This is a genomic window from Microlunatus sp. Gsoil 973, from assembly GCF_009707365.1.
Taxonomy (GTDB): domain Bacteria; phylum Actinomycetota; class Actinomycetes; order Propionibacteriales; family Propionibacteriaceae; genus Microlunatus.
On the sequence record NZ_CP046122.1, the window covers coordinates 1960500 to 1976565 of the forward strand.

At 66.3% G+C, this 16066-nt stretch carries 12 protein-coding genes; 4 read left to right on the forward strand and 8 right to left on the reverse strand.

Translation table 11 applies throughout. The features are described 5' to 3' along the window. Positions 1–257: 257 nt before the first annotated feature. The 4 genes from glpK (at position 258) to GJV80_RS09240 (ending at position 7047) form a co-directional block, all read left to right on the forward strand. A complete protein-coding gene (gene glpK, locus GJV80_RS09225; protein WP_154687650.1) occupies positions 258–1781 on the forward strand; it encodes a glycerol kinase GlpK in 1524 nt (507 codons plus the stop codon). Positions 1782–1790: 9 nt separating this feature from the next. Beyond that, positions 1791–3521 (forward strand): AMP-binding protein, encoded by a 1731-nt coding sequence (locus GJV80_RS09230; protein WP_154687651.1) that lies wholly within the window; start codon positions 1791–1793, stop codon positions 3519–3521. Between the two features lie 17 nt (positions 3522–3538). After that, positions 3539–4432 (forward strand): CHAD domain-containing protein, encoded by an 894-nt coding sequence (locus GJV80_RS09235; protein WP_195909257.1) that lies wholly within the window; start codon positions 3539–3541, stop codon positions 4430–4432. Positions 4433–4590: 158 nt separating this feature from the next. After that, on the forward strand, positions 4591–7047 hold the full coding sequence (locus tag GJV80_RS09240; protein ID WP_154687653.1) for a DNA topoisomerase (ATP-hydrolyzing) subunit A: 2457 nt from the start codon (positions 4591–4593) through the stop codon (positions 7045–7047). 25 nt (positions 7048–7072) lie between these two features. Here the strand turns inward: GJV80_RS09240 and GJV80_RS09245 are convergent, their stop codons facing one another. From GJV80_RS09245 to GJV80_RS09280, 8 genes are all read right to left on the reverse strand, one after another. Continuing rightward, complete coding sequence (locus GJV80_RS09245) at positions 7073–8917, reverse strand: ABC transporter substrate-binding protein (RefSeq protein WP_230208292.1); 1845 nt, start codon at positions 8915–8917, stop codon at positions 7073–7075. 106 nt (positions 8918–9023) lie between these two features. After that, positions 9024–9350, reverse strand: a complete 327-nt coding sequence (locus GJV80_RS09250; protein ID WP_195909258.1) for a hypothetical protein — start codon at positions 9348–9350, stop codon at positions 9024–9026. Next, on the reverse strand, positions 9340–10125 hold the full coding sequence (locus GJV80_RS09255; RefSeq protein WP_154687655.1) for an N-acetylglucosamine-6-phosphate deacetylase: 786 nt from the start codon (positions 10123–10125) through the stop codon (positions 9340–9342). The genes GJV80_RS09250 and GJV80_RS09255 overlap by 11 nt, the downstream gene beginning before the upstream one ends. Beyond that, positions 10122–11597 carry a glycoside hydrolase family 3 protein gene (locus tag GJV80_RS09260; protein ID WP_195909259.1) on the reverse strand — a complete coding sequence of 492 codons (1476 nt, stop codon included), beginning with the start codon at positions 11595–11597 and terminating at the stop codon, positions 10122–10124. The genes GJV80_RS09255 and GJV80_RS09260 overlap by 4 nt, the downstream gene beginning before the upstream one ends. Continuing rightward, complete coding sequence (locus tag GJV80_RS09265; RefSeq protein WP_154687657.1) at positions 11597–12802, reverse strand: ROK family protein; 1206 nt, start codon at positions 12800–12802, stop codon at positions 11597–11599. The genes GJV80_RS09260 and GJV80_RS09265 overlap by 1 nt, the downstream gene beginning before the upstream one ends. Positions 12803–12976: 174 nt before the next feature. Next, positions 12977–14821, reverse strand: a complete 1845-nt coding sequence (locus GJV80_RS09270) for an ABC transporter substrate-binding protein (RefSeq protein ID WP_230208293.1) — start codon at positions 14819–14821, stop codon at positions 12977–12979. Continuing rightward, a complete protein-coding gene (locus GJV80_RS09275) occupies positions 14818–15024 on the reverse strand; it encodes a hypothetical protein (RefSeq protein WP_154687658.1) in 207 nt (68 codons plus the stop codon). The genes GJV80_RS09270 and GJV80_RS09275 overlap by 4 nt, the downstream gene beginning before the upstream one ends. A gap of 2 nt (positions 15025–15026) precedes the next feature. Beyond that, positions 15027–16037 carry an ABC transporter ATP-binding protein gene (locus tag GJV80_RS09280; protein WP_230208294.1) on the reverse strand — a complete coding sequence of 337 codons (1011 nt, stop codon included), beginning with the start codon at positions 16035–16037 and terminating at the stop codon, positions 15027–15029. Between the last annotated feature and the right edge of the window lie 29 nt (positions 16038–16066).

A 16066-nucleotide genomic window follows, 5' to 3' on the forward strand; every position in this document is an offset into this window, starting at 1 on the left:
CACTCCGATCGAAGCGGCGTTCGAAGCGGGCCGTCGGCGACGTAACGAGCTTGTTCTCGCCGGTTATCTCGTGCTCAACGTCACCTGGCAGCAGCTGGTCGACGATCCGCGGTGGGTGATCGGCTGCATCCGACGGGCTCGCGCCGGGCGACGCGTGAACATCGGCCGTCCAGAAGCACACATCAGGTGTCCACGCCGTTTGCCGAGCACTTCAGGCGCAGGGATACTCACCGACCCCAGCTGGCATGATCGGGCCCATGGGCGACTTTGTGGCAGCCATTGATCACGGGACCACCAGCACGCGGTTCATGGTGTTCGACCACGCCGGCAAGGAAATCGGCAAGCACCAGCTCGAACACGCCCAGATCATGCCGCGGTCCGGTTGGGTCGAGCATGATCCGGTGGAGATCATCGACCGGACCTCGGAGGTGATCGGGTCCACGGTGGAGCAGCTCCGCCTGGACCCCTCGGAGCTGACCGCTCTCGGCATCACCAACCAGCGGGAGACGGCCGTCGTCTGGAACCGGCGGACGGGCCGTCCGTACTACAACGCGATCGTCTGGCAGGACACCCGGACCGACCGGCTCGCCGCCGCCCTGGACCGGGATGGTCGTGGTGACGTGATCCGGCGCAAGGCAGGCATCCCGCCGGCGACCTACTTCTCCGCCGGCAAGGTGCAGTGGATCCTCGACAACGTCGACGGTGTACGCCAGGACGCCGAGAAGGGCGAGGCGATCTTCGGCACCACCGACAGCTGGCTGTTGTGGAATCTCACCGGCGGCCCGGACGGCGGCATCCACGTCACCGATGTCACCAACGCCTCGCGGACCATGTTGATGGACCTGGAGACCCTCGACTGGGACGACGAGTTGCTGGGATTCTTCTCCATCCCGCGGCAGATGCTGCCCGAGATCCGCTGCTCCTCGAATCCGAACTTCTTCGGCCACACGCGTGCCGACGGCCCCCTCGGGCGGGAGGTGCCGTTGGCCGGAGTGCTCGGTGATCAACAAGCGGCGATGGTGGGGCAGGTCTGCCTGGAAGCCGGAGAGGCCAAGAACACCTACGGCACCGGCAACTTCCTGCTGATGAACACCGGCACCCAACTGGTCCGATCCACCAACGGCCTGTTGACCACCGTCTGCTACCAGTTCGGCGACGCGGCCCCCGTGTACGCGTTGGAGGGCTCCATCGCCGTGACCGGTTCGGCGGTGCAGTGGCTGCGGGACCAGCTCAAGATCATCTCCTCCGCAGAGGACAGCGAGTCGCTGGCCCGGACCGTCAGCGACAACGGCGGCGTCTACTTCGTTCCGGCGTTCTCCGGCCTGTTCGCGCCGTACTGGCGCTCGGACGCCCGCGGCGCGATCGTCGGCCTGTCCCGGTTCAACACCGGCGGGCACATCGCCCGCGCCACGCTCGAGGCGATCTGCTATCAGAGCAAGGATGTCGCCGACGCGATGGAGAAGGATTCGGGTGTCCACCTCGACGTCCTGAAGGTCGACGGCGGCATCACCGGCAACGAGTTGTGCATGCAGATCCAGGCCGACGTCCTGGGTGTCGAGGTGAGTCGGCCGGAGGTGGCCGAGACGACCGCCCTCGGCGCCGCGTACGCCGCAGGCCTGGCCACCGGCTTCTGGAAGGATGCCGCCGAACTCCGGGAGAACTGGCACGAGGGCCGGCGGTGGAGCCCGCACTCCAACCAGGCCGATCGCGCCGCCGGCTACGCCGGCTGGCGGAAAGCTGTCGATCGCACCTTGGATTGGGTTGATGTGGATTCGCGATAGCGTCGGTTCATGGCGACTCATCCGCAGGTCCGCGCGGCGCGGGATTTCCTGCTCCTGCACCGCAGTGACTACGAGACCGCGTACGCCGGTTTCCGGTGGCCGGAACTGCCGCTGTTCAACTTCGCCACCGACTGGTTCGACGGCCTCGCCGAGGAAACCCCGGACCAGCTTGCCCTGCGGGTGATCGATGCCGCCGACGACGGTGGCATCGGCCGGGACCGGTCGCTGACCTTTGCCCAGTTGCGGGACCGTTCCGTTGCGGTCGCCCATTGGCTGACGAATCTCGGAGTACGTCGTGGCGACCGGGTCCTGCTGGTGCTCGGCAACTGCGTCCCGCTGTGGGAGATCATGCTCGCCGCGATCCGGATCGGCGCGGTGATCATCCCGGCGACCCCGCAGCTGTCGGCGAACGATCTTGCCGACCGGGTGGAACGCGGCGCAGCGAGGATCCTGATCGCCGACACCGACGATCATGAGAAGTTCAGCGCTCTGCAGGTCGCCTACGGCAAGGTCGCGGTCGACGGTTCCGGCTCGGGCGCGCCGGTGCCGGCCGGCTGGCACGACTACGCAACCGTCATCGTCGACAGCGCCGCCGACCGGAACTTCCCCGGCGCCAGCAAGGCCGACGACCCGCTGCTGCTCTATTTCACCTCGGGGACCACGGCGCTGCCGAAGCTGGTCGAGCACACCCAGGTCTCCTACCCCATCGGTCACCTGAGCACGATGTTCTGGATGGGCCTGCAGCCCGGGGACGTCCACCTCAACATCAGCTCACCGGGCTGGGCGAAGCACGCCTGGAGCAGCTTCTTCGCGCCGTCGCTCGCCGGGGCGTCGGTGCTGGTCTACAACTACCAGCGGTTCAACCCCGCCGGACTGCTGCAGGTCCTGGAACAGACCGGTGTGACCACCTTCTGTGCGCCGCCCACGGTCTGGCGGATGCTCATCCAGACCGATCTCGGGGCGGCTCACACCTCGATCCGGGAAGTGTTCTCCGCCGGCGAACCGCTGAATCCCGAGGTGATCGAGCAGGTCCGTACCGCCTGGAAGCTGACGATTCGCGACGGCTACGGGCAGACCGAGACGTCCGCCCAGGTCGGCAATCCTCCGGACGTCCCGCTCAAGCTCGGGTCGATGGGCCGCCCGCTCCCGGGATACTCGGTCAGGTTGGTCGATCCGGCCACCGGCGAGACCAGGACCGACGAGGGCGAACTGTGTCTGGAGCTCCAGCCGCGTCCGTTACCGCTGATGACCGGCTACAAGGAGCGGGCCGAGGTGTTCGACGACGCCAAGAACCAGCAGGCCTTCCACGGCGGCGTCTACCACACCGGCGACGTCGTCAGCATTGATCAGGACAACTACCTCACCTACATCGGCCGGGCCGACGACGTGTTCAAGGCCAGTGATTACCGGATCAGCCCGTTCGAACTGGAGTCGGTGCTGATCGAGCATCCGGCGGTGGCGGAGGCCGCGGTCGTCCCCCACCCGGATCCGGTACGGCTGGCCGTTCCGAAGGCCTACATCGTGCTGGCTGCGGACCGGCAACCGGATGCCCAGACCGCCCGGGACATCTTCGCCTTCGTCAGGAACCAGTTGGCGCCCTACAAGCGGATCAGGATCCTGGAGTTCGCAGAGCTGCCCAAGACGATCAGCGGAGAGATCCGCAGGGTGGAGTTGCGACGGACCGAGGAGTCGCGGTCCGGGCGGGCAGAGTTCGAGTTCTACGCCGCGGACTTCGACTGACGACGAAGGGGAAACCGGTGAGCAAGGTCGACGTTGAGACCACCATCGCTGACGTCCTGGGCAGCTATCTGGCGGTGCAGTGCGAAGTGCTGTTGTCGATCAACTGCGAACTACGGACCGCGCTGGCCGGCGAGTCGCCCCGGATCGACGAGGACCAGATCCACGACGCCCGCGTGGCCTGCCGCCGGCTGCGCAGCCTCATCCGGATCTTCGCCGATGTCTTCTCCGAGCCGGAGGCCGACCGGTTCGCCGAGGACACGCAGTGGTACGGCCTGACGCTCGGCGCGATTCGTGATCTCGACGTGCTGCGGGTCCGGCTGGAGTCTGCCGTTGACCAACTCGACGAGCGGCTGGTGCTGAACGACGCGCGAGGTGAGCTGAGGCGACAACTCGACAGTCGTCGCGGGCTCGCCCTGGACGGTCTGCGTGATGTGATGCACGGCGAGCGCTACGCCGACCTCACCGAGCAGCTGCGTCGCTGGAAACCCAGCCCGCCCTGGACGCCGGAGGCGGACCGGCCGGCGAACAGGATCAAGAAGTACGTCAGGAAGGCCGACCGGCGCCTGGCCCGAAGGCTGGAACGCGCCGTCACCGCGATCGCCGCCGATGACCCCGAGGCCGACGAGCTGATCCACTCCGCGCGCAAGGCCGGCAAACGTGCCCGGTACGCGACCGAGGCATCGCTGGAGGTTCTCGGCCCGGCGGCGGAGGCGGTCGTCGCCGACCGGAAGGAATTGCAGGACCTGCTCGGCGACTACCAGGACAGCAGACTCGCCTCGGTGTTCCTGCGCGACCTGGGCGGCATCCCCGGCCGCAACGGCTTCACCTTCGGTGTGCTCTTCGCCGGCGAGGCCGAGCACCGCCGCCGGCTGCGGAAGCAGATCGTCAAGCGGACCAAGCGACTGCGCTGACCCGTGTCGGCCGCCCCCCAATGCCGAGGGGTCAATAATTCCCTCATCTGTGCGGTGTGTCGGCCTACTCCGGGCCGCCCGGCGAGCCATTTCCCGGATTCTCCCGCGTCTGAGAGACAATCGCCCAAGCTTCGAACCTGAGGAGTTAACGACCCACGATGGCTGCTCGCAAGACCCAGACGCCACCCCCGGACGACGCCGCGGAGAGGATCGTCGACATCGACGTCCGCTCCGAGATGGAGACCAGTTACCTGGAGTACGCCTACTCGGTGATCTACACCCGGGCACTCCCGGACGCCCGGGACGGGCTGAAACCCGTTCAGCGCCGGATCCTCTACTCGATGCGCGACATGCGGGTCTACCCCGATCGGCCGCACGTGAAGTGCGCACGGGTGGTCGGTCAGGTGATGGGTGTGTTGCACCCGCACGGCGACGGTGCGATCTACGACGCCCTGGTCCGGATGGCCCAGCCCTGGGTGATGCGGCTGCCGATGGTCGACGGGCACGGCAACTTCGGGTCGCTGGACGCCGGTCCGGCGGCGATGCGATACACCGAGTGCCGGATGGCGCCACCCGCGATGGTGATGACCGACGGGCTGGACAAGGACACCGTCGACTTCAAGAACAACTACGACGGCAAGGAGACCGAGCCGGTCGTCCTGCCGGCGGCCTACCCCAACCTGCTGGTCAACGGCGCCAACGGGATCGCGGTCGGCATGGCCACGAACTGCGCGCCACACAACCTGGTCGAGGTGGTCCAGGCGCTGCGGCATCTGCTCAAACATCCCAACGCCACACTCGATACGCTGATGCGCTTCATCCCGGGCCCGGATCTGCCCACCGGCGGCAAGATCATCGGCCTGGACGGCGTACGGGAAGCGTACGAGACCGGCAGGGGATCCTTCAAGATCAGGGCAACGGCCCGAGTCGAGCAGGTCACCCCGCGGCGCAAGGGAATCGTGATCACCGAGCTGCCCTACAACGTCGGGCCGGAGAAGATCATCGAGCAGGTCAAGTCGCTGGTCGGGTCGAAGAAACTGCAGGGCATCGCGGATCTGAAGGACCTCACCGACCTGGCCAACGGCACCCGGTTGGTGATCGAGGTTAAGAACGGGTTCAATCCTGACGCCCTGCTCGAGCAGCTCTACCGGCTGACCAAACTCGAGGACTCGTTCGCGATCAATGCGGTTGCCCTGGTCGACGAACAGCCCAGAACCCTTCCACTGAAGGATCTGCTGGAGGTCTACCTCAGCCATCGGCTCGAGGTCGTCCTGCGCCGCACGACCTTCGACCGCGACAAGGCGGTCGAGCGACTGCATCTGGTCGAAGGGCTGTTGATCGCGATCGTCGACATCGACGACGTGATCGCGATCATCCGCGGTTCGGACGATGCCGCGGCCGCCCGGGCACGGTTGATCGAGGTCTTCGAACTCACCGAGACCCAGGCCAACTACATCCTGGACATGCAGCTGCGGCGGCTGACCAAGTACTCCAAGATCGAACTGGAGCAGGAACGCGACCAGCTGCAGAACACCATCGCGGAGCTGACCGAGATCATCGACAACGATGATCAGCTCCGCACCCTGGTCGGCAACGAGCTGGCCGAGGTGGCCAAACAGTTCGGCACCCCGCGCCGTACCATCCTGTTGTCCTCCAGCGGCGTCACCGCGACGGCCACCGCGACTCCGCTCGAGGTGCCCGACGACCCGTGTTGGGTGCTGCTCTCCTCCGCCGGTCTGCTCGCCCGCACCGAGAACGCCGAGCCGCTGCCGACCGAGGGCGGGCGGAGCAACCACGATGTGATCGTTTCCGCGGTCCGCACCACCGCCCGCGGGGAGTACGGCCTGATCACCAGCGCCGGTCGGATGATCCGCGGCAATGCCCTCGACCTGCCGACGGTGCCGGTGACCGCCAACGCGCCGAACCTGCAGGGCGGTGCCCATGTCACCGAACTGACCGCCGCCGCCGAACCCGGTGAAAGGATCCTGGCCCTGGCGAGGCTGGACGAGGATGCATCAACGATCGCACTGGGCACCCGCCGCGGTGTGGTGAAGCGGGTCAATCCCGAGGTACTCGGCCGGGACGCGTGGGACATCGTCCGGCTCGACGACGGCGACGAAGTCGTCGGCGCGGTGGAGCTGGCCGACGACTCGACGGAGTTGATCTTCATCTCCGACGACGCCCAACTTCTGCACTTCCCGGCCTCGGCGGTACGACCGCAGGGGCGTTCCGGCGGCGGCATCGCCGGGATCAAACTGGGCGCCGGTCGGTCGGTGGTCTCCTTCGGCGCCGTACCGTCCGGTGCCGACGCGATCGTCGTGACGGTCGCGGGTAGCAGTGATGCGCTACCCGGCACCGACGCGGGAACGATCAAGGTCACCCCGTTCGCGGAGTATCCCGGCAAGGGCCGGGCTACCGGAGGCGTACGGTGTCACCGCTTCCTGAAGGGCGAGGACACCCTGCACTTCGCCTGGGCCGGTCAGATCCCTGCCGTGGCTGCGGCCGACAGTGGTGCTCCGATCGATCTGCCGGCGGCCGACGGTCGCCGCGACGGCTCCGGCTCGCCGGCGGCGCAGCCGGTCGCTGCCGCGGCGACCCGGGTCATCGGTCGGTAGCCGGCGATCACGGCCCTGTTTCCGGCTACTTGGCGACCGGCTCCAGCTCCCCGCTCAACATCGCCAGGATCACCAGGTTGTCGGCGTAGAGCGAGTTGGTGATCAACGGATCGTCGTTGGTCGGGAAGTTCTTCACCCGGACCCCGTTCAGCGCCGGTGAGTTCCCGAGCCGTTCGAAGAGCGGAATGATCGGCAACTCGGCGTTGAAGATGCGCGCCAGCTTGGTGGTGTTGGCGATGAGGGTGTCCTGGTCGGTCCCGCTGCCCGTCGCCTCGATCAGCTTCTGGATGTCGACCTTGCCGAAGCCGGCGACGTTGCGTTTCAGCGCGTAGTCGATCCCCCGGCCCCCGTTGTTCTTCGCCAGCGGATAGTTGTAGTTGAGGAAGGCGGCGACGAAGGAGAAGTACGGGTACGGCTGGGCGGAGTTGCCCCAGGCTTGGATCGCCAACTGGAAGTCGCTCTTGTAGACGTTGATCGGCTGCTGGGTGGAAACCACGCCACGCAGCTTGATCGGGATGCCGAACTTGGTCAGTTGCTCGCCCAGGTCCTTGGCCGCCCCGCTCCAGTCCGCGTAGTCCGACGGGAAGAGCAGCTCGTAGGCGGCGGCCTTCCCGTTCGGCAGCCGCCAGGAGTTGCCGGAACGCTTCCAACCGGCTGCCTCCAGCAGTGAAGCGGCCTTGTCCTGGTCGTAGCCGTAGTCGTTCAGCGCCGACTTCTGATCCGGGCTGACCCAGGCGTCGACCAGGAAGTCGGAGAATCCGCTGTAGTACTTGGTCGGTTTGCCGGACGATCCCAATGCGGTGGAGCCGTTGCGGGCATGGTCGATCGCGTGGTTCAACGCCTGCCGGACCCTGACGTCGGTGAACTCCGGCTGCTTGTCGAAGCTCATGTAGAGCGCCGGCCCGGAGTAGGTCGGCGGACGGAGGATCTCATAGCCGAGGCTTTCGAACTGCTTGGCCGAGGCCACCGGGAAGCCGTTGGTGGCGTAGTCGATGTCCTTGCTGAGCACCAGCGGCGAGATCTCCGGCGTCTCGCCGTTGTAGATCACGATCCGGTCGAACTTCACCCGGTCCGCTGCATACCCGTGGGTGTTCTTGATCAACGTCAGCTGGCTGTTGCTCATCGACTTGTAGTCGATGGTGAACGGTCCGCTGGCGATGTAGTTCTCCGGCTGATACTTCACCAGCTTGGTGTTCAACGCGGCCGCCGGCTCTGACGATGCGGACCCGCCGCCCTCAGCGATCTTGCGTGCCTGCTCGGCGATGTCGCCGTACTGCTGGGTCGGAATGATGTTGCTGTGCAGCAGATAGCGCTCCACCACCGGGGCCGGCTGGTTCATCTTCATCGTGAACGTGTGATCGTCAGGTGCGGCGATCTTGTCGATGTAGTCCCACAACGGGGAACCGAGCACCCACTGGCACCAGAACGTGGTCAGATAATCCTGGGCGGTGATCGGCTTCCCGTCACTCCAGGTCAGATCGGATTTGATCTTGACGGTGTAGGTGTTGCTCGCCTGGTCCAGTGCGAAGGAGTCGACCAGATACAGATCCCAGGTCTGCTCCTTCCAGTGGTAGAAGGCGCTCGGCAGCATCACCAGATCTCCGTAGTTGCCGGAGAACAGGATCGCGTTCGGGATCTTGACGAAGGGCTGCCCGGCGCAGTTGTAGTTGCCCTGGGGGACGGGCAGGTAGAGCGTGCCGGCATGGAACTCGCCACCGGTGCTCGATCCTCCCGTGCCGCCGTCGGCGCCGGCCTTCGGCTTGGCCGGCGCACATCCGGCTCCGACGGCTCCCACGCCGACGGCTCCGAGGGACGACAGCCCGACCAGTCCGAACAGGTCGCGGCGGGAAATGCCGTTCGGTTCACTCATCGCACTCCTAGCTGGTTCGTAGGTCCGGCGCGTCGGCCGGTTTCCGTTCGGGGGTGGCTACAGCGCCACCCGGCTACCCCCGCAGTAGACGTCAAGCAGGTCGAGATCAGCTGCCAGGACCAACAGATCCCGCGCGGTTGCCGGGCCGCAGCGCGCCCCGGCCTTCCAGTCCCGCCGCTGCGGCCGGCGTCTCGCTGGCCATCCGGACCGCATCCACGACGCCGATCCCGACCTCGTTGATCATGGTCCGGACGCAGTCCAGCAGGAAGGCCGTCGAGCCGGCCAGTCGTCCGGTGCCGGCACGGCGCACGACGCCGTCGACAACGTCGACCTCGCGTCCGGCGAAGCGGTAGTGACCGTCGCCGAGTCCGGCGGCGATCGACGCGTCGGTGACCAGGACCGTCCGGCGCCCTTGATCGACTTCAGCCGCCATTGCCAGCACCGGGGTCAGGGATGTGATGCCCATCGGCGATCAGTTCGTAGCTGACCCGCCGGTCGGTCAGGGCCGCGGCGATCGGTCCTGGGTTGCGATGTTCCAGCGGAGCCATTCCGTTGAACAGGTGGGTGACGTGCCGCGCACCGGCATCGATCGCCGCGATCACCTGCCTGTAGCTGGCGTCGGTGTGTCCGATCGCAAAGCGGCAGCGGCCGGCGAAATCCTCGATCAGCGAGATCGCACCGTCCAGCTCGGGCGCGATCGTCATCATGATCGGGATGTCGCCCGCGGCGTCCAGCAGCCGGCCGGTCAGCGCCGGATCCGGAGCGAGCAGCGCCGTTTCCAGTTGCGCACCACGCCGCACCTGGGACAGGAACGGACCCTCCAGGTGCAACCCGGCGAGGTTGGCTGCCGCGGTCTGCCGCACAGCGTGACCGATCACCTCGGCGGCCCTGATCATCACGTCCGAGGGCAGCGTCGCAACCGAGGCGAGCATCGACGTCGTGCCGTGCTGCAGATGTGCGCCGGCGACCTGCTCCAGATCATCGGCCGAACCGGTGTAGACGACGGAGCCGGCAGCGCCGTGGCAGTGCACATCGACCAGTCCCGGAGCGAGGTACCGGCCGCCAAGATCAACTGAGCGGGCTGCCCCGGCCGGTGGCCCACCCGGTCCCAGGCTGCTGATCCGACCATCGTCGATTTCCAGCCAGCCGTGCAGCACCCGGTCGGGCAGCACCATCCTGGCATCGGTGAACACCGTCGGCGTGCTCATCGCCACTGCTCCGGCCTGAGCAGGTCAGCCGCCGCGGTGGCGCAGGCGGACGATCCGCCGAAGGTCCTGATCCACGCCCTGGTCGCGGAGAAGTCGCGATCCACCAGCCCCATGTCCAGGACGATCACATCCTTGGTGGTCTGGAGGATCTCGTCCAGCAGCCGCTGCTGCCACTGGTAGCGATGCGGGCTGCGGACCAGCACGATGACCTCGCCGTCACTGCCGTACTCCGACCGGAATTCGGAGATACCGGCGCGCACCATGCCCTCGCCGTTGTACGTCTCCCCCGCGACAGCGATCCGCTCGACGATGAGCCCCCTGGACTCCAGCAGCCCCTCGACATCACCGTGCCCGCGTCCGGCGGCCGGCGAGATCCCCGGCTCCAGGCGTACGACCAGCACCGCCGCGCCCCGCAGTTCCGGCTGTCCGTCGACTTCGATCGCCTGTCGCGCAAGACGGAATCCAAGCTGGTGATCAGGTTCGCCGGTCACCGTCGGTTCCCGTGAGCCGATCTGCTCCAGCCGTTCCACGGAGCGCTCCAGCTGTTTGCGATCGAGGTCACCGGAGGCTACTGCGGCGGTGATCGCCGCGACACAGGTCTCCACGTCGTCGCCGAAGGACCAGGAGCCGAGGCAGAGTGCGTCGGCCCCGGCCTGCAGGGCGAGGACCGCGGCTCGCGGCAGGTCCGCGACGAGGGCGACTCCCTGCATCTCCAGGGCGTCCGTGATCACCACACCGTCGTAGCCGAGTTCGTCCCGGAGCAGCCCGGTGATCACCGGCTTGCTGATGGAGGCCGGATAGTCGTCGAGGGCTGGTACCCGCGGGTGGGAGACCATGATCGAATCCACCCCGGCGGCGATCACCGTACGGAACGGATCGAGGTAGGCGTCGACCAGTTCGGCCCTGGAGAGCTCGAGATCGGGTGTGCCCAGGTGCGCGTCGGTGCCGCTGAGACCGTGACCCGGGAAGTGCTTGGCGCAGGCGCTGACTCCGGTGGACTGCAGCCCGTCGACCCATGCCGCCGCGTGTTCGCCGACCCGGGCGCGATCATTGCCGAAGCACCGGACGCCGTTGGGGGTCAACGGGTTGACAGCCACGTCAACAGCCGGGGCGAAGTTCCAGTCCACTCCGACACTGCGCAGGGCAAGGCCGAGCTGGACCGCGCACTCCCGCGTGACCTCGAGATCATCGATACGACCCAGCGCGAGGTTGCCCGGCGTGCTGATCATCCCGGTGGCCTCCAGGCGGCTGACGTCACCACCCTCCTCGTCGACAGCGATGTGGGTTCCAGGGGCAAGGCTGCGCAACTCGCCGGTCAACCGACGAAGTTGATCACCGGAGGTGGCCTCCCGGCCGAAGAGCACGAAGCCGCCCAGTCCGGCGGCAACCGGCTGGTGGATCCAGTTCGCCACGGTCGGCCGGCCCAGGGAGGGGAACAGCACGGCGTCGGCAAGGTGTTCGACGCTCGCCATCATGACTCCTTTCGTTCGTCAGCGGCTGCGTGGTCGAAGAGATCGGTAACCAGTGCCCGGTCGACCTCGATCGAATCCAGATGGTCCGGCAGGACGCCCAGCGCCCGGTACAACCCGTCGAGCGCCGAGGCCAGCGCCCCGTACAGTCCGGCATGATCCCCAAGGGAGGTGCGGCGCAGACTGACCGGGACGCCGACGATGCCGGTCACCTCGGCGCTGACCCGCTGCAGCAGTGTTTCGTCCAGGCCGTGGGAGAAGCCCCCGGTCAGCAGCACCGCCCGCGGCTCGTACGCCAGGGCGACGATCGCCACCAGATGCACCAGCGCCTCGGTGACCTGCCGGTGCAGTCCGCTGTAGCGGACGGTGTCGACCAGCACCTCGCGCGCATCGCTGATGTCGAAGCCGCACTCCTGGGCGTAGCCGACCAGTCCGGCTCCGGACACGAGGTCCCGGATCCGGACCTTGGAGCCCGGCAGGTTCAACCGACCGAACTCCCCCAGCCGACCGTCGCGGCTGCGCAGGACGTGTCCGTCGATCGCGGTCGCCGATCCCAGTCCGGTGCCGATCGCCAACAGGCTCACCGTTTCGTCGGGCGCCAGCGTGCCGTACCGCAGTTCGCCGAGCAGCGCCAGGTTGGAGTCGTTCTCGACGGTCACCGGCACCCCGATCGCCCGGTGCAGGGCCTTGATGAAGCCGGCTCCGCGGATCGGTGGCAGGTTCTGTGAGGCGACCACCGTGCTGCTGTCACCCGAGATCGCACCCGGCAGGCCGATCGCCACCGCACCCAGCGGCCCGGCCTGCACCGACTCGGCACCCAGATCGGCGACCCGGGCCGCGATCCACGCGGCCAGACCGGCACCGTCAAGATCACCAGGAGTCCGATGCTCTGACCGCGCGATCGTCCGGCCGAGCAGGTCCGACAGCACCAGCCGGCATCGGGTCCCGCCAAGATCAACACCGCAGACCCGGCGCGCACCGGCCACCAGCTGGATACCGATCGGCGGTCGGCCCGGGCCCGGCGGCGGTTTCAGCTCGTGCTCGGTCACCAGACCGGATCCCCGCAGGTCGTCGACGATCCGGAATACGGTGGCGCGGCTGAGCTGCGAGCTGTCGATGATCTGATTGCGATCCAGCAGACGGCCGGACAGCAGCACTGACAACACCGCACTGCGATTGGCGGAGCGCATCGGACCGGCAGCAGCCATAATTTCTCTCAGAGTGAACGAAATTAGGTCACAAGCTAGCGATGCGGTGGTTCGGCTGTCAAGACCCCAAGATCAACATCTCGGGATCAGCATGCCTGCGGGAAAACGGACGAGGGGCCACCCCGCCCACATCGCACGGATGCGGGTCGGAGGGGCCCCTCGACAGGTGGCTGATCAGGCCTTCGGCTCGATGGAACCGGTCAACATGCCGTAGATGACCGGGTTGTCGGCATACAGCGAGTTCTGGACGATCGGGTCATCCGGATCCGGGAACTTCGCCACCCGCACTCCGTCGAGCGCCGGAGCATTCGCGTGGCGTTCGAAGAGTGGCAGGATCGGCAGCAGGGTGTTGAAGACGATCGCCAGAGTCGTGGCGTTCTTCTGCACCTCCGCCTCGTCGATACCCTCACCGGACTTGTTGATCAACTCCTGGATGTCGACCGTTCCCATCCCCGGCACGCTCGTCTTGAGCGGGAAGTTCATGCCCTTCCCACCGACGTTCTTGGTGATCGGGTAGTTCATGTTGAGGAAGTTGGTGACGAAGGAGAAGTACGGGTACGGGTGGGTCGAGCTGCCCCAGGCGTTGATCGCGAGCTGGAAGTTGCTCTTCTGTTCCTGCGGCGTGATCTGGGTCGACTCGATGCCGTGCAAGGTGATCTTGACACCGAACTTGGTCAGCTGCTCGGCCAGGTCCTTGGCCGCGCCGCTCCAGTCCGCGAAGTCGGACGGGTAGATCAACTCATAAGCCGCGGCCTTGCCGCTGGGCAGCTTCCAAGCATTGCCCTGACGCTTCCAGCCGGCCGATTCCAGACCCTTGGCCGCGGCATCCTGGTCGAACTGGTACTGCTTCAACTTGCCCTTGCCGTCGGCGGTGATCCACTGATCCACCAGGTTGTCGGAGAAGCCCGTGTAGTAGGTGATCGGTGCACCCGACTCACCCAACGCGACGGTGCCGTTCTGCTTGTGGTCGAAGGCCTGGATCAGTGCCTGCCGGACCTTGTAGTCCTTGAATTCCGGCACCTTGTCATAGGAGAAGTAGAGGGCGGGGCCCGAGTAGACAGGCGAGCGCAGGATCTTGTAACCCAGCGACTCGAACTGCTTCTCCGATGCCACCGGGAAACCGTGGGTGGCATAGTCCACGTCCTTGCTCAGCACGAGCGGCGTGACGGTCGGGGTCTCGCCGTTGTAGATCAGCAGCTTGTCGAACCTGACCGTGTCGGCCAGCGTCCCGTCCTTGACCTTGACCAGGTTGAGCTGGGTGGCGTTGATCGTCGCGAAGTCGTAGTTGAACGGACCGTTGGAGATCAGCTTGTCCGGCTTGAAGTTCACCAGATCCTGGTTGAGCTTGGAGAACTCGTCAGAGCTGGTGTCGGCACCGGCCTCGACGATCGCCTTGGCACGATCGGCGAACTTGCCGAAGGTCGCGGTGGAGATGATGTTGCTGCGCAGCAAGTAGCGCTCCACCACCATCGCCGGCTTGTCCATCACCACGGTCACGGTGTTGTCGTCCGGCGCGTCGATCTTGCTGATCTGCTGCCAGAGCTGGCCGTTGAGGGCGAACTGGCAGTAGAAGGTGGTCAGGTAGTCCTGGGAGGTCAACGGCGAACCGTCGCTCCACTTCAAGCCCGACTTGATCTTCAACGTGTAGGTGTTGGAAGCCTTGTCGAGGCTGTAGGAGTCGAGCAGGAACAGCTGCCAGGTCTGGTCCTTCCACCGGTAGTAGCCGCTGGGCAGGTTGACCAGGTCGCTGTACGGACCGATGAAGATGGCGTTCGGCACGCCGACGTACGGCTGCCCGGCCAGGTTGAAATGACCCTGCGGTGGCTGGGTGTACGGGTAGGCGCCGTGGTACTCGCCGCCGGACGCCTGGTTGCCGGAGCCGCCAGGTTTGTTGTTTCCCCCAGTGTTGGTATTGGCCGGGGCGCACGCCGCGGCAGCACCGAGACCTGCGACGCCAACGGTCGACAAGCCCATAATCTGCAACAGATTCCGTCGGGACACGCCCGTTGGTTCAGTCACAAGTCCTCCTTGTAGGAAGTCAGGCGGGTGTTGCAACGGGCACCTACGATGCCCGCCCCGACGAGGGCCCCGCCCATCATCAGATTGATAATGGTTATCACAAACTCGTCAGTACCGGGCCTGACGAGGAACAACATAAGCACTGATCCCGCCAGCAGGAAGGATCCGAGCATGATCGCGGCCTTGGCCGCCAAGGCGAGCACGGTTAGCTGCTGACTCCCGCCGGCATATCGGAAGCCGCCCGACGCGATTCCCTGGCCACTACGTGACAGGCGACTTCGCGCCGGGAGTCGATCAAGCTGAGCTCAGGTGAGATTACGTCGCAGACGCCCTCCTCGAACAACGGGCAGCGTGGATGGAAGGTGCAGCCGCTGGGCAGCGCAGCAAGGCTCGGAATGTCCGCACTGCGCAGCCCGCCGCCCGGAAGCTTCTGCGCGGCGACATCAGGATCCGGTTCCGGCACGGCGTTCAGCAGTGCGCGGGTGTAGGGATGTTCCGGATCGTTGATCACCTTCTGGGTCGGGCCGTACTCGACCACCCGTCCGAGGTACATCACCGCCGTCCGGCCCTCCCACCCGAAGTACTTGGCGATCGCCAGGTCGTGGGTGATGAAGATGAAGCCGACGCCGAGTTCGTCGCGAAGCCTGCCGAGCATGTTCAACATGCCGACCCGGATCGACACGTCGAGCATCGAGGTGGACTCGTCGGCGATGATCAACTTGGGGTTCAAGGACAGCGCCCGGGCAACCGAGACGCGCTGCCGCTGACCACCGGAGAGCTGATGCGGGAATTTGCCCAGGTAACTCTCCGGCGGCGTCAGGTCGACCCGCCGGAGCAACTCCGCGGACTGGTCCCACGCCTGGCGATTGTTCTTGGCCAGGCCGTGTTTGCGTAGCGGCGCGGACACCGACTTGAAGACACTGCGAATCGGGTTCAGCGAGGCGTACGGGTCCTGGTGCACGTACTGCACCGCGGTGCGGAAATCGGCGAAGCGGTCCTTGTCCATCGACCAGATGTCCTCGCCGTTGTAGGCGACGGTGCCACCGGTCGGCTTGGCCAGGCCCGCGGCCATCCGCGCCGTGGTGGTCTTGCCACAGCCGGACTCGCCGACCAGGCACAGCACCTCACCGGCGTTCACGGTCAACGTCACATCCCGGACCGCGGGCCGCTCGCCCTTCTTGGTCTGGAAGATCTGCGACACACCGCTGAGTTCCATCAACGGAGCACCGAACTTTGGACCGGTCG